This window comes from Streptomyces kurssanovii (assembly GCF_040677245.1).
In the GTDB taxonomy this organism is placed as follows: domain Bacteria; phylum Actinomycetota; class Actinomycetes; order Streptomycetales; family Streptomycetaceae; genus Streptomyces; species Streptomyces kurssanovii.
In genome coordinates this window covers 1-23,192 of sequence record NZ_JBFAQK010000023.1, presented here as the reverse complement: position 1 = coordinate 23,192, position 23,192 = coordinate 1, and the positions used below count along the sequence as shown (strand labels likewise).

The following is a 23,192-nucleotide window of genomic DNA, read 5'->3' as shown; positions in this document are numbered from 1 at the left end:
CCACAAAGTGCGATAGTCCTTTGATCACCCTTACATGTGACGCACCGTCGCCACCAACCGGTTCCTTGCGCGATGGCCAACCGGGCCCGCCGCGACGGGACTTCATCGGTAAGCGGCGGACCGGCCCGCAGCGGGGACAGGCGCTCACAGGCCGCGCATCGGTGCTGCCGTGACGGAGGGTCACCCCCGCTTCTGTACGCGGCGGGAGCCGTTCCGGCAGAGGTACCCCGTTCCCGGAGGCCCAAGTACGTCGTCTTCACGGCGTACCCGCTTCCGTGACAGCACCTGACTGATCCACACCGTGGAGAACCGCGGGCACTCCTCCGGCCGGAGGGGTGCCCGCACTCACAGGAGGACCCATGGCACACCGGACACGTCCGGTCCACTACTTCGACCACGAGGCGGACTTCGGCCTCAGCGGCCTGGCCGGGAGCATCTGTTCACGATCGACGCTGCGCGTCGACGGGCCGATCGTCCTTGCCCTCGCCGAGCAGGCAGCTGCGGAGGACGAGGACGAACAACTCGGCAGGGACGTTCGGATGCTGCTGGACTCGCCGCTTCCGGACGCGGCGATCCACAGTGTCTGGCTGGCCGTCGTACGAAGGGGCTTCGACCCGGCCGAAGACGGCACCGGCATGCGGTCCTGGCTGCATCGCCTCTCGGACGTATGCCCTGTACGGAGCCCGGAATCGGACCCGTTCGGGAACGACGACCCGGACGAGGCACGGCCCCTGGTGACCGAAGACGAACTGCGCAGCACCGTGACGGCGGAGATCGATCTGACCGCACCGGATCTGGAACGCTCCGTGGCGGTACCCGGCATCGCGGCGGCGCTTCGTCGGTTGGTGCACGAGGTCGACGCCGACCTGGGGTTCCGCATGCTCCTGCGGGTCGCCAAGGCCTACTCGGTTCGGATCGGCGCGGACCAGTACGACCGGTTCCTCGCGATCGGTGACCGACTGGCCTATCCGGGGACCGCCGTGTACGAAGGGCTGAGCGTGAAGTGGCCTTCCATCGATCCGGGCCGGCGTGACTTCGCCTACGGCCGCTTCGGGCTGCCCATGCTCGCGGCCGTCATCCACGGGGCGGGTACGGGCGTGAGTCACGAAGGCACTGTGCGCGAGGCCGTCGAGGGCGTCGCCCACGCGGACGCCGGGCTCGTGCCCGGCTCACAGGCGGCCGTACTGCTGGAAGACGTACAACGGCTCACACACTCCGTCCTGTCGGACGAAGCAGTCACCGCGCTGTGGCGGGTTGCGGCGGGCCGATGGCACACGACCGAAGAGTTCGACGCCGACGGCCGGGCCTGGTTCACGCAGATCGCCGAGGTGTGCGGACAGCGGCTGAAGGATGTCGACCCGGTCTACGTCCCGTTCGTCTCGCCCGCCCGGGTGGAGGCGGCGGAGGCAGTGCTGCGGGAAGTCCGGGAGCTGGCCCCCGACCTGACGAACCGGATGCAGACCGCCGGTTCCGCGATGGTCCGCAGCGCCGTTACGGCCCTGGACGAGCTCGTCGCAAGGGTCGACCCGGACCTGGGATTCCGCCTGCTCCTGCAGATTCTCGGTACGTGTGACGTCCAGATCACCGGGGCCCGGCGCGCCCGCTGCAAGGTGATCGCCGAGCGGCTCGGCTACAGCGACGACCACATCGACGACTGGCTGCCCACTGAACCGTCGTGAGGGACTTCCGTAGGTGACCCCTTGGAGCACGCGCACCGGGCACGGGTTCGGCCACCACGTGTATGCGACCCCGGTGCAGGGAGCCGTCGGCCGTCCAGCGTCCGCGAAAGGTCCGACTGCCCGGACGTGGCCCGGCGGCCCCGGACGTGGCGGAACCCGGGAGTCGTATCCAGCTCCCGGGTCCCTGGGGATGCCACCCAATTGCGCACGCCAGTGGCGTTTAAGAGTACGGATCAGTCATAAGGCCGACGTGTTCTTCCTTTGAACTACCGCACCGTGTGAGAGGTGCAGGCTGGATTCGAACCCGCATCCGCCGGCGTTCGTCCGTACCCGGTCGATCTGGCGATCGGTGGCGATGCTGAAGCTGGAGCGAGAGTCTGAGTTTGATCACGGCTGCCTCTGCCAAGTTGGGCCACCCCGGCGCGTAGTGCCGGGGGAAGGACTCGAACCTTCACTGTCACCGTGTCGTCAGGCTGAACCTCAGTTTCAGCTTGCGCCCATCGCGCGAGCCGGTCCTCATTTCCGGCCCGCGCCTGTTGCGCACCCCCGCGCTCGCACGCGGGGGCGATCGTGGGGCCGGCGCCAAGGGGCGCCGGCCGGTGTGCCGTCAGCCGAAGAGGTAGCCGAACACCGCGTCGCCGACCCGCTGGTCGGAGACGTCGGCGCTGTTGGCCTCCTCGCGGGCGAACTTGACCGCGGTCTGGAGCTTCTCGACGCGTTCCAGGAGTTCGTTCACCCGCCGCGCGGGGAGCGCTCCGGAGAACTTGACCGTGGTCCAGTACCCGATCGGGACGTCCTCGTAGTAGACCTCGACCTGGGCCGGGTGCTTGTCCGTCGCCTCGGCCTTGACGTGGTTCCGCGGGACCTTCTTCGTCCGGATCGTGCGGACGGGGTCCGTCTTCCACCAGTCCGTCGACGGGTCGAGCGACCACGACTCGGCGGCGTCGAGCACGGGCAGCTTCTTCACGAAGGTGTGCAGGTCGACGAGTTGCTTCTCCAGGAAGAGCAGGTAACTGACCGGCGCCTCGGCGACGATCGTCCGCCCCTCGACGACGACGTCCGCGCGGGCCGAGCAGTTGGCCCAGTCCTTGGTGGCGGTCACGTCGAACAGCCGGGTCAGCGACGCCGACATCTCGCGGAGCACGTCCTCGGCCTTGACCTGGACCCTGGTGGACTCGGGCGGCAGTTGCTCGCCCTCCTCGTCCTTGGGCTGGTACGTACGCGAGATGCCGGCCAGCAGTGCGACCTTCTGCACTCGCTGGTGAGCCGTGGTGATGTCCTGGAACGACTTGCTCTTGACACCCTTTTCCACGGCGATGATCTGATTGAGCTTCGCCACTTCTCCCCCTTCGAACAGCAGTGACCGTACCGGAGGAAGTCGCGCCCGGTCCCCTGTTTTTCGGCGACACCGTCGGGCCGGGGCGGTTCGCTGTCGCGAGGGCCCGCCGACCGGTCGGCCGTCGGGCGGTTGGCCGTCCGGCGGGCGGCAGGGTCGATGCGCCGTTGCGAGGCGGCTGCCGCCGACTGTGGCGCCGACGCAGGAGGGCCCCGCCGAGCGGCAGTGCTCGGCAGGGCTCCCGTCCGGTCCGCCGTCCGTTCGGCGGCAGGTCTCGTCAGGCGCGGGCCGCCGCCTCGGACGGCGTCGCGGCCGACGGGGCCGAGGCCTCGCGCGGGCCCGCCGCCGTACGTTCCACCGGGATCAGGAACGCGACCACCGCCGCCGCCACGCCCACGCCGCAGCCGATCAGCATCGCGGCGCGGAAGCCGTCCTCGGACGGCAGGGTGAAGCCGCCGAAGTCCGTGGTCATCTGGGCCAGGACCACGCCGATCACCGCGGCCGAGACCGAACTGCCGATCGAGCGCATCAGGGTGTTGAAGCTGTTGGCGGAGGCGGTCTCCGACCGGGGCACCGCGCCCATGATGAGGGCCGGCATCGCGCCGTACGCGAAGCCGATGCCCGTGCTGCCGACGACGGTCACGACCAGCAGTCCCCAGGTGGAGCCGAGGAGCGGCAGGGAGACGCCGTAGCCGAGGGCGATGATCAGGCTGCCCACCACGAGGGTGGTCCTGGGGCCGTACGCGGCCGACAGCTTCGCGCCGAGCGGCGACACGATCATCATCATCAGGCCCGCCGGGGCCATCCACAGGCCCATCGCCAGCATCGACTGGCCCAGGCCGTAGCCGGTGGCCTCGGGCAGTTGCAGCAGCTGAGGCACGACCAAGGACTGGGCGTACATGGCGAATCCGACGAGCATCGAGGCCGCGTTCGTCATCAGGACCTGGGGTCGGGCGGTCACGCGCAGGTCGACCAGGGGCTCGTCGCTGCGCAGCTCCCAGCGGCCCCAGGCGAGCAGGATCACGACCGTCGCGGCGAACAGCCCGAGCGTGGTGCCGCTCGACCAGCCCCAGTCGGCGCCCTTGGAGACGGCGAGGAGCAGGCAGACCAGTGCGCTGCCCAGGCCGATCGCACCGAGCAGGTCGAAGCCCCCAGGGGCGGCGTTCGGACGGTCCGCGGGTACGAGGAACCGGATCAGTCCGGCGATCAGCAGGCTGAGCGCGGCGACGACCCAGAAGAGCACCCGCCAGCTGACGTTCTCGGCGATCGCGGCGGAGAACGGCAGGCCGAGGGCGCCGCCGACGCCCATGGACGCGCTCATGACCGCGATGGCGGAGCCGAGCCGGGCCGGCGGCACCACGTCGCGCAGGAGGCTGATTCCGAGGGGGACCACTCCCATGCCGATGCCCTGCAGTCCGCGTCCGGCGATCATCGGGACCACGGAGGACGAGAGTGCGCAGATCGCGGAGCCCGCGATCAGGGGGACCGTCGAGACCAGCAGCATGCGGCGCTTGCCGTACATGTCGCCCAGGCGGCCGGCGACGGGCGTGGCTACCGCCGCCGCGAGCAGTGTGGCCGTGATCACCCAGGAGGCGTTCGAGGCGGTGGTGCCGAGGATGACCGGCAGTTCGCCGATCAGCGGCACCACGAGCGTCTGCGTGATCGCGGCCACGATGCCCGCCAGGGCGAGGATGCCGACGACGCCGCCTGCGCGGGTGTCGGCCTGGGAACGGTCCACGGGTTCTCCCTGTCGGTCGTCCCGGATCGGTCTGACCGGGCAGAGGAAATGCATGACGCACATGATGTGCATCATGCATACGGCATGCATCATACACATATCCCGTGGTATACCTGCTGCATGGCGGCCTCCACGGGACCGGGGGCGAGCCGGGAGCCGAAGGAACGTCGCGTGGACAAGCCCGTTGACCTGATCGAGTTCGAGACCATGCTGCTCGGGCGGTACATGCACCTGCTGGCGCCCCGCGACCGGCGAGAGGGCGAGCGGCTCGACCGCAGCGCCTACATCCTGCTCAGCCGCATCCAGGCCGAGGGCCCGATGAGCATCGGCCAGCTCAGCGCCGCCTTCGGACTCGACGCGTCGACCCTCAACCGGCAGACCGCCGCGATGCTGCGCGCCGGGGTGGTCGAGCGCATGCCCGATCCCGAGGGCGGTATCGCCCGCAAGTTCGCCATGACCGACGAAGGGCGGCGGCGGCTGGACGCCGACCGCGCCAGGAACATCAGCGGCCTTCAGAAGGTGATGGCCGAATGGACGCCCGACGAGGTCGCCGACTTCGCCACCCACCTCAGCCGGCTCAACCGCGACATCGAGCGGCTCGACGGCCGTCCGTGGCCGCGCGACTGACCTCGCAGAGGATGGCCGTGGCCGCGGACCGATCTCGCCGAGGCCGGCCGTGGCCGCGCGACTGACCTCGCAGAGGGCGACCGCACCCCGGGCGCCGGAGAAGTGGGACCGAGGACCCGGGCCCGGCGCGCGGCCATCAGACCGGAGGAACGAGGACACGGACCGGAGGAACGAGGACACGGGCCCGGCCCCGGTCGCGCACCGCGCCGCCTCGGGCGACGGATGCCGCTGATGCCGTGTGACAGGAGTTTCACGGCCGCGTCCCGGTTGCGTACTGCCCGGCCATCGGCCGGAAACCGACGGCTAGCCTGACCGCGCTCGAGACGCCCGAGGGGGGCGTCGGAACATCCGGGCGCACACGGGGACGGGGAAGCGACATGGGCAGACGTGACGGGAACGCGATGTCACGCAGGCAGGCGCTCAGGCTGGCCGGTACGGGGCTCGGGCTGGCGGTGCTGGGCGCAGGCGCCTGGGGATGCGCCCCGGAGGAGGAGGTCGGCGACCCCGGCGGTGGGGCGACAACTCCCGGTGGTGACAAGGGCGGTGACACCTTCACCACCCCGCCGCCGGGCACCGCGCCGAAGCCGCTGTGGCAGCAGAACGCGGCCAACGACGACCTCGCCGGAATGCACTCGCTCGCGGTCATCGGGGACACGGTCGTGGTGTCGGGCGACCCGCTGGTGGGGCGTGACGTCGTCACCGGCAAGGAGCGGTGGTCGCGGCCGGGCATCACCGTCCCCGGTGCCAGGCTGATCATCGGCGGCGGGACGCTCTATCTCGCCAGTGCCGAGTACGACGGCGATGTCGTGGGCATCGATCCGGCCACGGGCAAGGAGACCTGGCGCAGCCGCCTGGGCAAGGAATACGAACAACCGCGCCCGATCGCGGCCGACGACCGTCACGTCTATGTCCTCGCCGGCATCCTGGAGGAGGACTTCTCGACGCCGACCAACGTGATCGCCGCGATCGACACCACCTCGGGCAAGATCGCCTGGCGTGAGCAGCGCGACAAGGGGACCGAGGAGTACGGCATCACCGCCGCGGTCGTCGGCGAGCGCCTCGCGTACACCGACTTCCGGGAGAACGTGACCGTCCGCGACACGACGACGGGCCGGCAGCTCTGGACGAAGAAGATCGGCAGGTCCAACCACCGCCGCTTCGCCGTGCACGAGGACCTGATGATCGTGGCGGACGGGCAGCGACTGCGGGCGTTCGCGCTGGCCGCGGGCACGGAGCGCTGGTCGCTCGCGACGGAGGAGTTCAGCGCGTTCAACGATCCGCAGGTTCTGGACGGGGTGCTCTACGCCTCCGACAGCGTGCGCGGCATGTGGGCGGTGCACCCCGGTACGGGCAAGAAGCTCTGGCACAACGAGGACCTCCTGGAAACGGCGGCGGAGGCGTGGCAGTTCACCAAGGTGGGCGGCACGCTGTACGGCGCGACCGAGCACGACAAGGACGGCGGCGTCCACGCCTTCGACGCGGCGACCGGCAAGCTGCGCTGGACGTACAACGACAAGACCGGCGCCATCCAGCAGTGGTACGTGGTGGGCGCGGGCAAGCGGCTGGCCGTGATGCACGCCAAGCGGCTGTACGCGCTGCCGGCCGTCTGAGCCGAGGGGTGGCGGAACCTGCCGCACGGGCCCGGGAGTTCGCCGGGGCGGCCGCGGGTGGGCGGGCTTGGCTCGAGCGCGGGAGTCGGGCCGGGCCTCGCCCGGAAGGAGCGGGAGTCGGGCCGGGCCTCGCCCGAGAGCGGCGGGAACCTGCCGCAGCGGCCCGGAGTTCGGCGGGGCGGCCGCGGGGCGAGCCTTGCAGGAGCGCGGACAACGGGCTGGGCCTCGCGGGAGCGCCGGGACCCGGGCCGGGTATCCGCAGCGGGAACCGGGCCGGGTTCGGCGGCGGAGCCAGGCCTCGCCCGCGAGCGCCGGGTATCCGCAGCGGAGCCGGGCCTCGCCGGGAGCTCGGCCGCGCCTCGCGGGGCGGCCGGGAACCGGGCCGGGGCTCCGCTGCGGACGGGCGGGCCAGGCGTCTCCTGGGAAGCGGGCCGGGCCCCGCCCCCGGCGGGGGCGCGTAGAAGCCGAGGCGCCGCCGGCAGGGCGCCGGCGCCTCCCCCGGTCACCCCAGCAGATTGCCGAGAGCCGTCGCCAGCGCCTGGCCGCCCTCCTGGACCGCCGTACCGGCCACCAGCGCCGGCAGTGCCTGGGCGACGGAGCGCAGCGGCCCCTCGTTCCGGGCGGTCGGGTCGTCGAGGCCGGCGTCGACCACGGACGTCATGGCCCGCAGGGTGTCCGCCATCGGCAGTTCGGTCTCGTGGAGGGCGAGTTCGGCCCGGAACCGGCTCAGCAGAGCCCGGACGTCCTCCACGTCGGCGGCCGTGATGTCCCCGGTGGTGGCCGACTGGCGAACACCGGAGACGTGGTGGCCGGCGACGTGCTGGATCGTGCCGTAGTTCGCGCCTCCCACACTGACCCCCGACGTGGGCCTCGGCGGTGGATGCGCGGCCGGTGCCGGGGCGTTCTCCGCGGGCTCCGGGGCGTTCCGCCCCTCGGTCCCGTCCGGGTCGTGTCCCTGCGGATCCGCTGCCGGTCCCCTTCTCCGGCGGCCGAACAGGCCGCGTGCGTCGCTCACTCGGCATTCCTCCTCGTCGCCCCTCGGCCGGCCCGCGCCGCGCCGTTGGTTCCCGCGTGCTGGTCCGAGCCGGACACCTGCGCTCCCGCGATGCTCTGGATGGGCGCCAGATTGTCGCCGAACACCTGGATGTTGTTGATGATCACGGAGACCTGCTGGTCGAAGTTCCCGGAGTCGATGCCGTGGTCCTTGAGGAAGGAGGAGACGGCGTCGAACACGCAGGACTCCATGAGCACCACCAGCCGGCGCTCGTCGTCGCTCTGATGCATGTCGGAGATCTCCGGCATCGAGAAGTGCTCCCGCACACTGACCGGGTCCCGCACATTGCCGTGCTGTTCCCGCCGGCGGTACCAGGGCGCCAGGGCCCCCGTGAACGTGTCGAGGAGCGACTCCCCCAGCCCCGACAGCACCACCTGGTACAGCGGGAGCATCTCGCGCAGGACGTTCAGGACCAGCCGGTTGTGCAGGGGCGCCATGACGTGCGGGCGCAGGGTGAGGCGCAGCCTGCCCGCCTCCAGCGCCACGTTGACGAACATGGTCACGGTGACCTGGCCCTGCCAGGTCACGCACCGCGCCCGGAGGTAGAGCCGCTCGGGACGGCCGGAAGGTGCGTACCGGCTGTCGTGGAGGTCGGGTTCGGTGTGCTTCGAACCTCGGGCGCGGATCAGCCACAAAGGGGCCTGGATGCCGACGACCTGGGTCACGGAGAAGCCGGGCAGCGGCTCGGTGAGCCCTTCGGCCTCCTCGATACGGAGGAGAGCGGCGCCTATGTGCTCCAGCAGTTCGGCCTCGCCGAACGGACGTGCGCCCCCCTCGGTTTCGCCGCCGTCAGCAGCGCCTGTCGTCTTCAGGGACGTGGTGGGGACGGCCGGCGCCCACAGGTCCAGGCCGGCCCCGACGAACCGCTGCTCTGCGTCGTAGGGGTGCTCCGGTCGTACCTGCCCCTCGGCCAGTTCAGCGGCTCGGCGCTTCCTGTGACGTCCGACGGAAGGTGTCCACAGGGTCCCGCCGTCCGGCGTCTGCCGTGCGCCGCCGGTGGGGGTCCCGGCGTCGGCGAGCAGGCGGTACACGCTGTGCCGGGCGATCAGCCGGTCCGCCAAGTACACCGGCCAGGCGCAGAGCAGCCACACCAGCGGCAACAGGAGCGTCCAGGCCCGACCTTCCTCCTCCAGGGCGGACCACGGGGCGAAGACGCCGACGAGCGGCGGGATCCACAGGAGGAACCCGGCTCCGCTGGTCCGCGCTGTGCCCGGCCCGTCGCCCGCCGCTTTGCGGGTGCCGTCGCTCCGCGCGCCATCGCTGCCGTCACCCGCCTCCTTGCTCGGCGCCTTTCCCGCCCCGCCGCCGGTGATCACGAAGCCCAGCAGCGCGGCCGCAGCCCATAAGGCCGCGGCCGTCGGGGCGATCAACGCCACGAGGGCGGTGACGACCAGCAGCGCTACGTGTCGCAGCCTTCTGATGCGGCGAGCCCGGAGGCTGTGGGCCACCACGGGCAGCAGGTCGAACCCGAACGACGGGACGGGCAGCCGCGGTCCGTGCAGCACGTGCCTGACGACCCAGCGGGCGGCGGCCTCACCCAGCGGTGGGCAAGTGCCCTTGTCGGTCAGGAAGACGGTCCGCCGCCGGCCCCGCCAGGTCCGGCCCGCCCGCTCACGACGCAGGCGGCGTTCCAGCAGCCGCTTGCCGATCCGGCTGGGACGTACGTAGAGGGCCGAGCAGAGCAGCCGCGTCACCAGGTCCGGTGCGCCGGGATCCGCGAAGGGCCGCAGGCGGGGGTCGTGGCCGGCGTCCGGGCGGGCGTCCACGTCGGCATCCGGGCCCGAGCGGGCGCCCGGATCGACGAGGGCGCCCGGATCCGGGCCTGCGTTCATCGCGATGCGCATGATCAGCGCGTCGACATGGTCCTTGCCCGCTCTCTCCCGGACGTTCGTCCACCACTGACTCGCCATACCGGCCCCCCGTGTCGTCCGCCCCATGATGCTCGCAGCACAGGACCGGACAACAGAAGGCATCGCGCCCAACTGGCGTGTTCAGTGCGGTTGTTGAGACGTACCGCGGCTGCGCCTCCAGCCGTGCGCTACATCTCCTGCCAGACCTCCGCGAGACGGGCCACGTCGTGGACGCGGTCCGCCTCGCGGGCGGTGAGCTCGCCCGCCAAGGGGGCCAGGGCGGACACCTGGCGTTCGCGGTAGACGCGTACGTCGGTCTGGGTGGCCGCCACATCGAGGGACGCGGCGTCCACGAACACCAGCACGGGCTGGACGCGGACCGGGAAGTCGCAGTAGCTCTCCAGGACCTTCCGGACGAGGGCGGCCTCGGCCCGGCACTCGGCGATGTACGGGCGCGGGTCGCCGTCGTCGATGCGGACGGTGTCGTCGTCGGCCCGTACGGACTGCTGCGGGTGGTACTCGGTCCGGACCGTGAACACGCCGCCCGGGCCGATCAGCAAGTGGTCGATGTCCCCGCCGTCGGCCAGCGGGATCGAGTGCAGGACGCGCCAGCCGTGTCGGGTGAGGCGGCCCAGTTCGGCGCCGGTCCGGCGCTCGCCGAGCAGTTCCTTGCGACGCGACTCGTCCATGGGGCGGCGGCGCAGGAGACGGGAGCTGAGGCGTTCGAGCCTGCCGGAGTCCTGTGCGGCGGAATCGCCGGACGAGGCGTTCGCGCGCAGCGTCGCGCCGGGCCTGCGGGAGGCGAGGTCGTTCTCCGGGGTCAGCCGGGGCAGCCGGTCCCTGGGTCCGTGGCGCACGAACGGTTGCGTCTGCGCCGGTTCGGGGAAGCCCCGCGCGGGGGCGGCCGGCGGCGCCCCGACGACCGTACGGTGCGCCTCGGCGGCGCCGACGGTGACGGCAGGTCCGACGGCGTCGTGGTACGCGTCATCGCGGGAGTACGGATCACCGCCGGCGTACGCGTCGGTGAGCGTGGCACCGTCGGCGTACGCGTCGCCGCTGGTGAACCTGACACCGTCGGCGTACGCGGCGCGGTCGGTGAACGTGTCACCGTCGGCGTACGCGTCGCCGTCGTTGTACGCGTCACCCTCGGCGTCGGCGAGAGCGCCCGGGTGGACGAACACCTGCGGCTCGGCGCGGGTCAGCAGTTCGGGAGCTCTGCGGGCCAGCGCGTCGGTCACGTCGTCGCGATAGCGGGCGTGGACCACGGTGATGCCGCCGGTCCTGCGGTCCGCCCAGCCGATGGGCGTCCCGTCGGGCAGGTTGACGTACAGGCGGTCGTGCCCGAAGTACTGCCAAGCGGTGACCGTCAGTTCCTCGAGCATGCCCTGCCTCCCTCGCCCCTGAGTGGAGCTCGACCGTGCGGTGATGTCCGGTGCCGCCGGACGGCGGCACCGGCCCCCGTACGACACAGACTCACCCGTGAACACGCCGCGCAGAAGGGCGCAGACCGGGCGCATTGGTCGACGGGGTGTCACGCAGAGGCCGGACCTGGGTCTATGCCGTCGGTACGTGCCCTGTGCGCCCGGCCGACGGCGCGGCGGGGCGCACGGGCCAGGAAGGTGGCGAGGGGCGGGCCATGCGGTGCGGGAGGCCCGGCGCCCGGCCAGGGCGCCGGACCCCCTGGCCGGCCCGCGGGGCGGGCGTCAGATCAGGACGCGGGACGAGCGGTTCACCAGGTCGGTCAGGGGCGGCAGGTACTCCGGGTCGCCCCCGAGGCCGGCGAGGATGCGCAGCGCGTGGTCGCGGAAACCGTGGATGTCGTGGCGGAAGCGGTCGAGTGATGCCGGGGCGCGCAGGAGGCCGGTCAGCGTGGTGCGGGCGGCGGCGGATTCCGGGGCGGCGGCGTGCAGGGCCGTGATCCGGTCGGAGTGTCCGTGGCCGGCTCCGTCGAGGGCGCAGGCGAGAAGGTAGGTGACCGTGCCGTTCCGAAGATCCTCGTCGCGGCCGGAGAGCATGTCCTCCTGGTCGTTGAAGAGCTGCCACAGGATGCCGAAGACGGAGCCCAACTCGCGCCAGCGGTCCACTCGTTCCGCGTCCGCTCCCGACAGCCTGGCGGCCATTGCCGTGATCATCCCGAACGGTGCGCCGGACTTGCCGCGGTAGACCTCCGCGACCGCCTCGCGCGTGGCGCGCCGGGCGTCGCCGCCCAGGTCGGCCAGCTGTCCCTCGGCCGCCGCGGCGGCGCACCGGAGCGCCTCGTCCGCCAGGGCGCCGCGCACCGGTTCGGGGACGGGCAGCGAGCGCAGGACGCGCAGGGGAAGGACGTGTCCGGTGACGACGGAGGCGAGGAGCGCCTCGTGCGCGCCGAGGGCGCCGCCGGCCACGATCGAGGTGTTGCCGTCGGCGATGTCGTCGAGGTAGCAGGCGGAGGTCCACCACAGGTCGTGGACGGCCGCTATCGGAACGGCGGGGCCGGGATCACCCGTCTCCGCGCCGTGCACGAGCAGCGGCAGCACGGACAGCGGGTACGTGAACGTCTGGTGACGTAAGAGGCCGGCGACCGCGGTCCTCAGTTCGCTCGACGACGGACCGAGGCCTTCGAGCGCGCTCTCCACCTCGGCGTCGATGTCCGCTGCGAACTTCTGGTGCAGGTCCACGTAGGTGTTCGTGTTCCCTGCGGCGAACTCCGTGGCGGGTCGGTCGCATACGCCGCGTGCCGCGTGTTCCGCCGCTGCGGTTCCCCCGTGGTACCCGCCGGCTATGTGGTCTCCAGAGCTCGTCATTCCGTGATCGTAACCAGCGTGCGGCGGCGCACAATCGGCCCTCCGGAAGCGGAATCCGGGCGAGTCCCGGCGGAATTCCGTCAGCTACGCGGCCGACGTCAAGCGACACCGCCGGCCCGGCGCCGGACCCCCGGCCGCGCCGCGACCCAACCGGAAGAATCAGCCCGACGGCATGGTGCGCGGTCCGCCCTCCGAGGGAACAATGGTCGGTCGTCCCCCCCGATCCGCGACAGGGGAGAACATGTCACAGCGCAGTGACCTCCGGCGGCGCAGGGCGGCCCTGGAGGACGAGTGGTCCCGGTGGGTGCCCGGGTTGAAGGCGGCCACATGGTCGCCCGGCGGCGGGACGTTGCGGCCCGAGGTCACGGAGTCCTGGGTGCGTTCGCTCGGCAGCGTCGATCCCGGCCGGGACAGCGCCCCCGTGTCGGACGGTGGCACGGTGCACCACCGCTGGGCGGGGTCGCCGCTGCGCGGCCCGGTCGAGGGGCTGACGGACGAGCTGCACAGCATCGCCGACGACGCCGGGTTCGTCACGGCGGTCACCGACGAGTGCGGCACCATCCTGTGGACGTGCGGCGGCCGGACCATGCAACGTCGCGCGGAACGGGTCAACTTCGCGCCGGGCGGCCGGTGGGACGAGCAGGCCATGGGGACCAACGCGCTGTCGCTGGCGCTGCGTACGGGCCGCCCGAGCACGATCTTCTCCGCCGAGCACCTGGTCACCGCCCTGCACGGCTGGGTCTGCTACTGCGCGCCGATCCGCGACGCCGGCGGCCGGATCCTCGGTGTGCTGGACCTGTCGACCACCTGGGACCGCTCGCACCCGCTGGCCATGTCCACGGTGCGCACGCTGGTCTCGACGATCGAGACCCGGCTGCGGGCGGAGCCGCCGGGACCGCGTGGCACCGGCGGCGTACGGCTGCGGTGTCTCGGGGCGCAGAAAGCCGTGCGGGACGGTACGCCGCTGCCGTTGCGGCCGCGTCAGCTGGAGATCCTGACCCTGCTCGCGCTGGAGCCCGACGGCTTCGCGCCGGAGCGGCTGCGCGAGGCGCTGTACGGCGAAAGGCCCGTCACCGCCTCCACCTTCAAGGCGGAGATCTCCCACCTGCGCCGCGCGCTGTCCGGCGGCATCGCGACCCGCCGCTACGCGCTGACGACGCCCGTCGCCTGCGACGCCGTCGATCTGCTGCGCGCCCTGGAGACCGGCGACACCACCGCCGCGCTGCGCCACTACCGCGGCCCGCTGCTCCCCCGGTCGGAGGCGCCGGGGATCGTGGAGTGGCGGGTGCAACTGGAGGTCGCCGTACGGGAGGCGGTCCTCGCCGGCACCCGCCCGGAACACGCCCTCCGCTACGGCGAACGGGCACCGTACGACGCGGAGGTCCACGAGCACGCGCTGCGCCTGCTGGGCCCGGGCGACGCCCGCCGGGCGCTCGCGGCCGCGCGGCTCAGCACCGCCCTGCGCGACGACTGACGACGGACCGGCGGTCCGGACCCCGGCGGGAGTGCGGGACCACGCCCGCGGCCGGCCGGGGCGGACGGGCCGCGCCAACCCCGCGCCAACCTCGCGCGCTCACAGTGTGCTCGGCACAGCGGCGTGAGCGCCGCCGCGCCACCGCACTCGCCATCCACCGAGGAGAGCCGCCATGGTGTACGCGCAGCCAGGTTCCGAGGGCAGCATCGTCGACTTCGCCCGGCGATACGACAACTTCATCGGGGGCGACTGGGTCGCCCCCGTGGAGGGCCGGTACTTCGACAATCCGACGCCGGTGACGGGCAAGGTCTTCTGCGAGGTCGCCAGGTCGTCCGGCGCGGACATCGATCTGGCCCTGGACGCGGCGCACGCCGCGGCCGGCAAGTGGGGCCGGACGTCCGCCACGGAACGGGCCAACATCCTCAACCGCGTCGCGGACCGGATCGAGGAGAACCTCGAGAAGATCGCCGTGGCGGAGACCTGGGAGAACGGCAAGCCGGTGCGCGAGACGCTCGCGGCCGACATCCCGCTGGCCGTCGACCACTTCCGGTACTTCGCCGGCGTCGTCCGCGCCCAGGAGGGCAGCATCGCGGAGATCGACGCGGACACCGTGGCGTACCACTACCACGAGCCGTTGGGCGTCGTCGGCCAGATCATCCCCTGGAACTTCCCCATCCTGATGGCCGCCTGGAAGCTGGCGCCCGCGCTCGCCGCGGGCAACTGCGTCGTCATCAAACCGGCCGAGCAGACGCCCGTCAGCCTGCTGCTGGTGGTCGAGCTGATCGCCGACCTGCTCCCGCCCGGCGTGCTCAACGTCGTCAACGGCTTCGGCGTCGAGGCCGGCAAGCCGCTCGCCTCCAGCCCGCGCGTCGCGAAGGTGGCGTTCACCGGAGAGACCACCACCGGGCGCCTGATCATGCAGTACGCCAGCGAGAACATCATTCCCGTGACGCTGGAGCTGGGCGGCAAGAGCCCGAACATCTTCCTGCCCGACGTGACCGCCGCCGACGACGACTACCTGGACAAGGCCGTCGAGGGTTTCGTGATGTTCGCGCTCAATCAGGGCGAGGTCTGCACGTGCCCGTCGCGGGCGCTGATCCACTCGTCGGTCTACGACGAGTTCATGGCCCGCTGCGTCGAGCGCACGAAGGCGATCGTCAGCGGCGATCCGCTGGACCCGGCGACGATGATCGGGGCGCAGGCGAGCAACGACCAGTACGAGAAGATCCTTTCGTACATCGACATCGGCACCCAGGAAGGCGCCGAGATCCTCACCGGCGGCGGGCCGCGCACGGTGGCGGGGCTGGAAGGCGGCTACTACATCGAGCCGACGATCTTCCGCGGCAGGAACGACATGCGGATCTTCCAGGAGGAGATCTTCGGCCCGGTCGTCTCCGTCACGACGTACGACTCGGTCGACGAGGCGCTGAAGATCGCGAACGACACGCTGTACGGCCTGGGTGCCGGCGTGTGGACCCGGGACGGGAACACGGCGTACCGCCTGGGCCGGGAGATCAAGGCCGGCCGGGTGTGGACCAACTGCTACCACGCCTACCCGGCGCATGCGGCGTTCGGCGGCTACAAGAAGTCCGGCATCGGCCGGGAGAACCACAAGATGATGCTCGACCACTACCAGCAGACGAAGAACCTGCTGGTCAGCTACTCGGCGAAGAAGCTCGGGTTCTTCTGATGGCCGAGCGGGCGAGGCGGGTGGAGCTGTCGGCCGCCGCCGGGGAACTGGTGGGGCGACTCGCCGCGCGGCACGGGCCGGTGATGTTCCACCAGTCCGGTGGCTGCTGCGACGGCAGCGCGCCCATGTGCTACCCACGGGGGGAGTTCCGGGTCGGCGGCTCCGACGTGCTGCTCGGCGTGGTGGCCGGCGGCACCCCGTTCTGGATGAGCGCGGACCAGTACGCGTACTGGCGGCACACCCACCTCACCGTCGACGTGGTGCCCGGACGGGGCAGCGGTTTCTCGCTGGAGGCGCCGGAGGGGGTGCGGTTCCTGCTCCGGTCCCGGCTTCTCACGGACGCCGAGCTGACCCGGATCGAGGCGGAGCCGCCCTTGCCGACGGGTGACGAGGTGACCGGCTGACCGATCCACCGGCCGATCCACCGGCCGATCCACCGGCCGAACGGCTGACCACCGGCCACCTGCTGACCGGCTGCCCTGCTGATCGGCACGGACCGCCTGCCGGCACGGACCGCCTGCCGGACGCTCCGCGGCCTCACGCCACGGGAGCCGGACCCGTACCGCCGGGTCCGGCTCCCGTGAGTCCGTCTGTGCGACGGCTCGGTCAGGCGTTGGGGCGCTTTCCGTGGTTCGCGCCCTTCTTCTTACGGGCGCGCCGCTTGTTGCCTCGCTTGGACATGCGGGTCTCCCTCGAATCGGGACCTTTCGGACGCCGCCAGTCTAGGAACCGCACCTCGGGGCCGCATCAGCTCGCCGTGGTCAGCACCCGCTCCAGGTCCGCGAGGTCCTTGCCGATCGAGCCACGCACCTTGCGCGCCATCAGCGGGGCGGCGACGCGGTAGTAGCCGCCGGCCTCGCCGCGCACCCGGATACGGGCCAGGGTGCCGTTCCGCCGTGGCGCGAAGGTGTACGTGACGTGCATCGGCATCGGACCCGCCACCGAGACCATGTCGAGCAGCCGGAGCGGTTCATAGGCGGCCACCCGCAGCACGTAGTCGATCCGCTTGCCCAGGAAGTAGGCCGTCCGGGTCACCTCGGCCCCCGCTCCGAAGCCGCCGCCCTCGGCCTCCCGCGTCAGGGCGGCGCGGCGGATGCCCTGGGTCCACTCGTGGTCGTGGCGCCAGTCCATGGCGTAGGACGCGACGCGCTCGGGCGGCAGCGGGATCAGACGCTCGGCCGTTTCGTCGATGCTCATACCGCTCACCCGCTCCTCTCCCGGCCGGATCTGCCGTCCTGCCTGCGGTCAGGATCGCGGTGAGGGGCCCGCGCCGCGACCGGCCGGGGGGCGCCGGCCTACCAGCCGGCGCCGGCGATCTGGCGGGTGGTGGCGTTGAACCGGTTGAACATGTTGGTCACGCCGATCATCAGCGTCAGTGAGGCGAGCTGCTTCTCGTCGTAGTGCTCGGCGGCCGCGTTCCAGACGTCGTCCGGGACGGGGTCGGACCGGTCGGCCAGCCGGGTCGCCGCCTCGGTCAGCGCCAGGGCCGCACGCTCCGCGTCGGTGAAGTACGGCGTTTCCCGCCAGGCCGCGACGGCCGCCAGCCGCTCCTCCGTCTCCCCGGCCTTGCGGGCGCTCTGCGTACCGGCGACGACGCAGTAGCTGCACCCGTTGATCTGACTGGCCCGCAGGTGCACCAACTCCAGTGTCGCCGAGGGGACTCCACCCGTGCGGGCGGCCTTCAGCAGGTCGAGTACGGGCTGCATGGCCTCGGGAATGACGTCTGCCGGGTTGCTGATCCGTGCCTGCATGATCGTGCTCCTCATCGCTTCCGCTGCGTTCGTGCTCCGTCACCGACATGACATTCGGCGACGGGCAGATGTGACAGGCCGGGCGGAATTCCGGGGAACACCTTTCACGGGCGGCTGCCGGCCGGGCGCCGTATGCGTCAGCCCGGGGCCGGTTCGGGCGCGCGCAGCGGTGCGGGTGCCGCCCGGCGGGCCAGCCGGCGGCGGGTGCGGGTGAGCATCAGACGGGCCGTCAGGGGGTGCAAGTGGCGCACCAGGGCCCAGTACAGGCGGCCGCGCCGGTTGTGGAGCCTGACGACGGTCGTGAGCGTGGCCGTGTCGTCCTCGATGAGGAGCGAGGCCCGGAAGTCGAGGTGCCCCGCGTCCTCGCCCAGGAGAATCTCGTTCGGCGCGGTCGCACGGACGGGGAACGGGAGGACGGTGCGCCAGGCACCGGGGTCCCGGGGCGTTCCGGGGTTCAGCGGGATCCGGCAGGCGTCCATGAAGTCCGGCTTCTCGTAAGCCTGTCGGGCCAGGGCGGCCGACGCCGGGGGCGGGACGGCCTTGGCCCGGTCGCCGACGACACGGTGCAGGAGGCGCGCCCTGCGGGTCCAGCGGGTGGGCCGCAGCGGGGCGCCGGGGGTGGCGGCACGGACGGCGTTGTCGAGCAGTTCCTCGACCATCGTGTCGTGCAAGGGCCCGATCACCAGCGCCCACAGCAGGGTTTCCCGGACGTTCTGCCGCTGTTCGAGCACATGCCGCACCAGGCACCGGTCGGGGCCGAGCGGCTCGATCTCCAGCGCGTGGAAGCCGTTCTCCGGGGGCGGGAAGTCGAAGCGTATGCGGCGGCCGGGCTCGTACTCCCCGACCGCGTAGCGGACGAAGCCGTGGCCGCCGTCGGCGCCGACACCGAGCGGCCGGTCGAAGCGGATCGGGGGCCAGACCGGAGTGGGGCTGAGCGGGTCGTCGGGGGCCGAGACGCGGTCCAGCAGGGCCCCGACGGTCTCCGCCGGGGCGTCGACGATCCGCTCGTGAACGTTCCGCAGCGTGCGCATCACGCACCTCCATACGGTGGCGTACGTTTCTCCGTACGGTACCGTATGGAGATGCGGAAGGGTGAGACGGAGAAGAACCGGGAGCGCAAACGGCTGACCGCCGGCGACTGGGCGGACGCCGCTCTCGCGGCCATGGCGGAGCGCGGGCTCGCCGGGGTCGCCGTGGAACCGCTCGCCGCCCGGCTCGGCACCACCAAGGGCAGCTTCTACTGGCACTTCACCAACCGGGACGCGCTGGTCGCCGCGGCGCTCGAGCGCTGGGAGGAGATCTGCACCGAGCAGATCATCGTCGCCGTCGAGGCCGAGGCCGACCCGGAGAAGCGGCTGCGCACCCTGCTGCACCACGCGACGACGTCGGCCGCGGACGATCCGCTCGAGGTGTCACTGCTCGCCACCGCCGCCGACCCCCGGGTGGCCGCGGTCCTCGAGCGGGTGACCGAGCGCCGCATCGGGTACGTGGCCGGGCTCTTCGAGGAGCTGGGCTTCGGCGCACAGGAGGCGGCCCGGCTCGGCCTGCTGGCCTACAGCAGCTACCTCGGGCACACCCAGCTCAGCCATGCCGTCCCCCACGCCCTGCCCACCGGCGCCGGCCGGAACGCCTACCTGGAATCGGTCGTCGACACCCTCCTCCGCCGATAGCCGCCCACCGGCCCCACGTTCCGGCCCCGCGCCGGAGCGAGCCGCGCGACGCGCTGGCCCGGCGCCACCGCCCGCCGACCCCGCGACGTCCCGACCGTCATCCGCCGCCGCGCCCCGGCGCGGTCGGAGCCCCATGGCCGAAGAACGCCGACGACGACGGCACCTTCACGTCCGACTCGGCCCGCCACCTCCGGCCAGGCGCCGACGGACCGCGCGCCGTCCCGGCCGCCCAGCGCCACAGGCGCGGCGGGGTCAACCGGGTGGGCGCCTCGCCCCCACCGCACCTTGCTCCCCGCGCCGGAGCGGGATGCGCGCCAGCGCACCACCCGACCGTCGCCCACCGCACACGCGCCCGGCGCGCAGCCGCAGGCACACGTCCTCCGGCCCCGCGCCGGAGCGGGCCGCGCGACGCACTGGCGGTGGAGCGCTCAGGCCGAGGAGCGCTTGCGCGGCGTGGACTTCTTCGGCGCCGGCTTCTTCTCCGCGGAGGACGTCGACTTCGTCGTGGACCTGGACGCCGACTTCTTCGCCGCGGTCGACGTCGACTTCGCCGCCGTCTTCTTGGCGGCCGTCTTCTTCGCCGCCGTCGAGGTCGACTTCTTCGTGCCGCCGGACGACTTCGGCGAGGCCGCCGCGCGCCGCCCCTTGATCGGCGTCACCCGCGCCTCCTCGCCGGAGGGCTCCTCCGCCCCCTCGCCCCGCGCCTCCTGCGCCGCCCGCACACTGCTCTCCAGAGCCGCCATGAGGTCGATGACCTTGCCGCCCTCGCGTTCCGCCGGGGCGTGCTCGGGGAGTTCGCCGCCCCCCTCCACCTTCGCGGCGATCATGGACTCGACCGCCTCACGGTAGTCGTCGTGCAGCGAGTCGAGATCGACCTCACCGAGGGTGTTCATCAGCGCGTCGGCCAGGTCGAGTTCGGCTTCCCGTACGGCCACGTCCGTCTGCGGCGCCACACCCTCCGGTTCTCTGATCTCGTCCGGCCACAGCAGCCCGTGCATGGCGATCACGTCGTCCACGACCCGGAGCATGCCGAGCCGCTCCCGGCCGCGGAGCGCGAACTTGGCGATCGCGACCCGCTCGGAGCGCTTGAGCGCCTCGCGCAGCAGGGTGTAGGGCTTGGCGGCCGGCGCGCCGTTGGCGGAGAGGTAGTACGCCGCGTCCATCTGAAGCGGGTCGATCGCGGAGGCGGGCACGAAGGCGACGATCTCGATCGTCTTCGCGGTCGGCAGCGGGAGCGCCGCGAGGTCCTCGTCGGTGATCGGGATCATCGATCCGTCGGCGTCCTCGTACGCCTTTCCGATCTCGGACGGCGTGACCTCCTTCTCCTCCAGTTCGCAGACCTTGCGGTAGCGGATCCGGCCGCCGTCGGCGGCGTGGACCTGGCGGAAGGAGACGGAGTGGTTCTCGGTGGCGTTGACCAGCTTGATCGGGATGCTGACCAGCCCGAAGGAGATCGCGCCGTTCCAGATGGATCGCACGTTTCATCCCTTTCGTCCGAAAAACTTCGGGTTTCGTGGGATTCTCATCGTATGACGCCGATCACGGAGGTGGAGGGGCGGCGCCTGGCGCTCTCCAACCTGGAGAAGGTCATCCATCCCGCCACCGGGACGACCAAGGGCGAGATCGTGCACTACTACGCCGTCACGGCGGAGGCGATCCTCCCCCACCTCAAGGGCCGCCCGGTGTCCTTCCTGAGATATCCGGACGGGCCGGACGGGCAGCTGTTCTTCACGAAGAACCCGCCGCCTGGCACCCCGGACTGGGTGCGCACGGCGCCGGTCCCCCGCTCTGAGGACCCCAAGGCCCGCCAGGTCGTGATCGACGACCTCGCGTCACTCGTCTGGGCGGCCAACCTGGTGGTCGAGTTCCACACCCCGCAGTGGCGGGCCGACGACCCCGCCGTCGCCGACCGCCTCGTGTTCGACCTCGACCCCGGCGCACCCGCGACCATCGCCGAGTGCTGCGAGGTGGCCGTGTGGCTGCGCGAGCGGCTCGCGCGGGACGGGCTGGAGGCGTACGCCAAGACGTCCGGCTCCAAGGGCCTGCATCTGGTCGTACCGGTGACGCCCACCCCCTCCGAGCAGGTCTCCGCCTACGCGAAGTCGCTGGCCGTCGAGGGCGAGGCCGCGCTGCCGAAGCTGGTGCTGCACCGGATGGCGCGCTCGCTGCGGCCGGGCAAGGTCTTCGTCGACCACAGCCAGAACGCCGCCGCGAAGACGACCGCCACTCCGTACACCCTGCGCGCCCGCACGGAGCCCGCCGTCTCCGCACCGGTCACATGGGAGGAGGTCGAGGAAGGCCGCGCGGACGGGGCCGGCCTCGTCTTCCGGCTCCACGACATCGCGCCCCGGCTGGAGCGGTACGGGGACCTCTTCGCCTCCGTGGACGACCCCGGCAGCGCCGGACGCCTGCCGTGACGCTGCCCCGGCCGCCCCTGAAGGTCGCGCTCGCCGAGTCGGTGAACACGCTGCCGCGGGGCGCCGGGCTGGCGTACGAGCCGAAGTTCGACGGGCACCGCATGGTGATCTTCCACATCGGCGGCGAGGTGCTGCTGCAGGCCCGTTCCGGGCGGATCGTCACGGCCGCCTTCCCCGACCTGGCCGCCGCGGCGCGCGAACTGCCCGGTGACACGGTGCTCGACGGCGAGGTCGTGGTGTGGCGCAACGGGCGCACCGACTTCGCCGCCGTGCAGAAGCGCGCGGCCGCCACACCGGGCAGGGCGCCCGCGCTGGCACGCGCCCTGCCCGCCTCGTACGCCGCCTTCGACCTGCTCGCGGAGGGCGGCGTGGACCTGCGACCGCTCGCGTACGAGAAGCGGCGGGCGCGGCTGGTGGCGGTGGCCGGGCCGCTGGGGCCGCCGCTCCAGCCCGTGCCGATGACGCGGGACCGGGCGGAGGCGGAGGGCTGGTACGAGAGCCTGCCCGGGATCGGCGTCGAGGGGCTGGTGATCAAGCGGCTGGACCAGTCGTACCGGGGCGGTGCGCGGCTGTGGCGCAAGCTCCGGCACACCCGCACCCATGACGCGGCCGTCGTCGGCTTCACCGGCGGCGCCGAGCGTCCGGCCGCCCTCGTCGTGGTGCTGCCCGACGACGACACCCCGGTGGTGTCCGGCCCGCTGACGCCGGCGCTGCGGACGCAGGCGGCGGCCCTGCTCGCCGGGCGGGCGGGCGGCGGGAGCGGCACGGCGGTGGCGACCGGGATCGGCGAGGTCACCTACCGGGCGGTGGAGCCGGGGGTGACCGTGGAGGTGGAGCTGGGCACGACGCGCCACGCCGTGACCACGGTGGTACGGCTGCGGTCACCGGAAGAACTCGATTAATCAAGTTTGACTAATGGGCTGTGCGGGCAGTACCTTCTGCGACGCACACGTGTGGCTCCAGTTGATGAACGGCAAGGAGAGAGTGTGACCTTTCTGCCCGACACCGGATACACCCCGAGCGCGGAGGACCTGGCGAGCATCCAGGAGTGGTTCGCCGCCTACGACGCGCACAGCGCCAAGCGCGACGTCGGGCGTATGGCGGACATGGCAGTGTTCCCGCTCAATCTGATCAGCGACGACGCCGCGGGCAACGGCGCCTCCGCCCAGTGGGACCGCCGGCAGTTCGTCGAGACCATGAGCCATGTGATGGGCGAGGGGAGCGACGACATCTCGTTCGAGTCGGTACGGACCCCGGTGTTCCTCTCCCCCGCGATGGCCGTCGTCTTCACGGACTCGACCATGACCATGGACGGCCGGACCCAGCAGCTGCGGTACGCCGACATCCTGATCAAGCAGGACGGCACGTGGGCGTTCCAGACGATGATGCAGGGCGGCTGGGGGGACAACCTCCGCCAGTGACGGCCCTGCCGGCCGGGGGGCGTCACCCCCCGGCATCTCCCCGGCCGGCAGGGCGCGAGCACGACGGGCACCGCCTCGCGGGCCGGTCCGCG

General features: G+C 72.1%; 21 protein-coding genes. 10 read left to right on the top strand and 11 right to left on the bottom strand.

Going from position 1 to position 23,192, the window contains the following annotated elements:
• The first annotated feature begins 359 nt into the window (after window positions 1–359).
• On the top strand, window positions 360–1,679 hold the full coding sequence (locus AB0K36_RS18135) for a hypothetical protein (RefSeq protein ID WP_364595054.1): 1,320 nt from the start codon (window positions 360–362) through the stop codon (window positions 1,677–1,679).
• Window positions 1,680–2,286: 607 nt separating this feature from the next.
• On the opposite strand, the gene AB0K36_RS18130 is transcribed toward AB0K36_RS18135, so the two are convergent.
• Together AB0K36_RS18130 and AB0K36_RS18125 are read right to left on the bottom strand one after the other, a co-directional pair.
• Window positions 2,287–3,018, bottom strand: a complete 732-nt coding sequence (locus AB0K36_RS18130; RefSeq protein ID WP_189465909.1) for a DUF7873 family protein — start codon at window positions 3,016–3,018, stop codon at window positions 2,287–2,289.
• A 274-nt stretch (window positions 3,019–3,292) separates the two neighbouring features.
• On the bottom strand, window positions 3,293–4,753 hold the full coding sequence (locus AB0K36_RS18125; protein ID WP_364595050.1) for an MFS transporter: 1,461 nt from the start codon (window positions 4,751–4,753) through the stop codon (window positions 3,293–3,295).
• A gap of 171 nt (window positions 4,754–4,924) precedes the next feature.
• Here AB0K36_RS18125 and AB0K36_RS18120 point away from each other — a divergent pair, with 171 nt between their 5' ends.
• The gene (locus tag AB0K36_RS18120) at window positions 4,925–5,380 is read left to right on the top strand and encodes a MarR family winged helix-turn-helix transcriptional regulator (protein ID WP_364595047.1); all 456 of its coding nucleotides are present in this window, start codon (window positions 4,925–4,927) and stop codon (window positions 5,378–5,380) included.
• A gap of 377 nt (window positions 5,381–5,757) precedes the next feature.
• Window positions 5,758–6,990 (top strand): outer membrane protein assembly factor BamB family protein, encoded by a 1,233-nt coding sequence (locus AB0K36_RS18115; RefSeq protein WP_364595044.1) that lies wholly within the window; start codon window positions 5,758–5,760, stop codon window positions 6,988–6,990.
• A gap of 502 nt (window positions 6,991–7,492) precedes the next feature.
• Here AB0K36_RS18115 and AB0K36_RS18110 read toward each other — a convergent pair.
• The 4 genes from AB0K36_RS18110 to AB0K36_RS18095 form a co-directional block, all read right to left on the bottom strand.
• Window positions 7,493–8,005, bottom strand: a complete 513-nt coding sequence (locus AB0K36_RS18110; RefSeq protein WP_364595041.1) for a hypothetical protein — start codon at window positions 8,003–8,005, stop codon at window positions 7,493–7,495.
• On the bottom strand, window positions 8,002–9,954 hold the full coding sequence (locus AB0K36_RS18105; protein WP_364595038.1) for an AbeC-like domain-containing protein: 1,953 nt from the start codon (window positions 9,952–9,954) through the stop codon (window positions 8,002–8,004). The genes AB0K36_RS18110 and AB0K36_RS18105 overlap by 4 nt, the downstream gene beginning before the upstream one ends.
• 128 nt (window positions 9,955–10,082) lie before the next feature.
• A complete protein-coding gene (locus AB0K36_RS18100) occupies window positions 10,083–11,276 on the bottom strand; it encodes a nuclease-related domain-containing protein (protein ID WP_364595035.1) in 1,194 nt (397 codons plus the stop codon).
• 321 nt (window positions 11,277–11,597) lie between these two features.
• On the bottom strand, window positions 11,598–12,677 hold the full coding sequence (locus AB0K36_RS18095) for a polyprenyl synthetase family protein (protein WP_364595032.1): 1,080 nt from the start codon (window positions 12,675–12,677) through the stop codon (window positions 11,598–11,600).
• A gap of 241 nt (window positions 12,678–12,918) precedes the next feature.
• Between AB0K36_RS18095 and AB0K36_RS18090 the strand changes: the two genes are divergently transcribed.
• From AB0K36_RS18090 to AB0K36_RS18080, 3 genes are all read left to right on the top strand, one after another.
• The gene (locus tag AB0K36_RS18090; protein WP_364595029.1) at window positions 12,919–14,151 is read left to right on the top strand and encodes a GAF domain-containing protein; all 1,233 of its coding nucleotides are present in this window, start codon (window positions 12,919–12,921) and stop codon (window positions 14,149–14,151) included.
• Window positions 14,152–14,323: 172 nt separating this feature from the next.
• Window positions 14,324–15,841, top strand: coding sequence for an aldehyde dehydrogenase (gene adh, locus AB0K36_RS18085; RefSeq protein WP_364595026.1), 1,518 nt, complete (start codon window positions 14,324–14,326; stop codon window positions 15,839–15,841).
• Window positions 15,841–16,245 (top strand): DUF779 domain-containing protein, encoded by a 405-nt coding sequence (locus tag AB0K36_RS18080; protein ID WP_364595023.1) that lies wholly within the window; start codon window positions 15,841–15,843, stop codon window positions 16,243–16,245. The genes adh and AB0K36_RS18080 overlap by 1 nt, the downstream gene beginning before the upstream one ends.
• 202 nt (window positions 16,246–16,447) lie before the next feature.
• Here the strand turns inward: AB0K36_RS18080 and AB0K36_RS34730 are convergent, their stop codons facing one another.
• The 4 genes from AB0K36_RS34730 to AB0K36_RS18065 form a co-directional block, all read right to left on the bottom strand.
• Window positions 16,448–16,522 carry a 50S ribosomal protein bL37 gene (locus AB0K36_RS34730; protein WP_373297613.1) on the bottom strand — a complete coding sequence of 25 codons (75 nt, stop codon included), beginning with the start codon at window positions 16,520–16,522 and terminating at the stop codon, window positions 16,448–16,450.
• Between the two features lie 66 nt (window positions 16,523–16,588).
• Entirely contained in the window at window positions 16,589–17,038 is a 450-nt protein-coding gene (locus AB0K36_RS18075; RefSeq protein WP_364595020.1) for an SRPBCC family protein, read from the bottom strand.
• 98 nt (window positions 17,039–17,136) lie between these two features.
• Window positions 17,137–17,592 (bottom strand): carboxymuconolactone decarboxylase family protein, encoded by a 456-nt coding sequence (locus AB0K36_RS18070; protein WP_364595017.1) that lies wholly within the window; start codon window positions 17,590–17,592, stop codon window positions 17,137–17,139.
• 137 nt (window positions 17,593–17,729) lie between these two features.
• On the bottom strand, window positions 17,730–18,623 hold the full coding sequence (locus tag AB0K36_RS18065) for a DUF2867 domain-containing protein (protein ID WP_364595014.1): 894 nt from the start codon (window positions 18,621–18,623) through the stop codon (window positions 17,730–17,732).
• Between the two features lie 45 nt (window positions 18,624–18,668).
• Between AB0K36_RS18065 and AB0K36_RS18060 the strand changes: the two genes are divergently transcribed.
• Window positions 18,669–19,262, top strand: coding sequence for a TetR/AcrR family transcriptional regulator (locus tag AB0K36_RS18060; RefSeq protein ID WP_364595011.1), 594 nt, complete (start codon window positions 18,669–18,671; stop codon window positions 19,260–19,262).
• 428 nt (window positions 19,263–19,690) lie between these two features.
• Here AB0K36_RS18060 and ku read toward each other — a convergent pair whose 3' ends face one another.
• The gene (ku, locus tag AB0K36_RS18055) at window positions 19,691–20,740 is read right to left on the bottom strand and encodes a non-homologous end joining protein Ku (RefSeq protein ID WP_364595008.1); all 1,050 of its coding nucleotides are present in this window, start codon (window positions 20,738–20,740) and stop codon (window positions 19,691–19,693) included.
• Between the two features lie 51 nt (window positions 20,741–20,791).
• Between ku and ligD the strand changes: the two genes are divergently transcribed.
• The 3 genes from ligD (at window position 20,792) to AB0K36_RS18040 (ending at window position 23,100) form a co-directional block, all read left to right on the top strand.
• Window positions 20,792–21,679 carry a non-homologous end-joining DNA ligase gene (gene ligD, locus AB0K36_RS18050; RefSeq protein WP_364595005.1) on the top strand — a complete coding sequence of 296 codons (888 nt, stop codon included), beginning with the start codon at window positions 20,792–20,794 and terminating at the stop codon, window positions 21,677–21,679.
• The gene (locus AB0K36_RS18045) at window positions 21,676–22,581 is read left to right on the top strand and encodes an ATP-dependent DNA ligase (protein ID WP_364595002.1); all 906 of its coding nucleotides are present in this window, start codon (window positions 21,676–21,678) and stop codon (window positions 22,579–22,581) included. The genes ligD and AB0K36_RS18045 overlap by 4 nt, the downstream gene beginning before the upstream one ends.
• Window positions 22,582–22,665: 84 nt before the next feature.
• Window positions 22,666–23,100, top strand: a complete 435-nt coding sequence (locus tag AB0K36_RS18040; RefSeq protein ID WP_364595000.1) for a DUF4440 domain-containing protein — start codon at window positions 22,666–22,668, stop codon at window positions 23,098–23,100.
• Window positions 23,101–23,192: the final 92 nt, after the last annotated feature.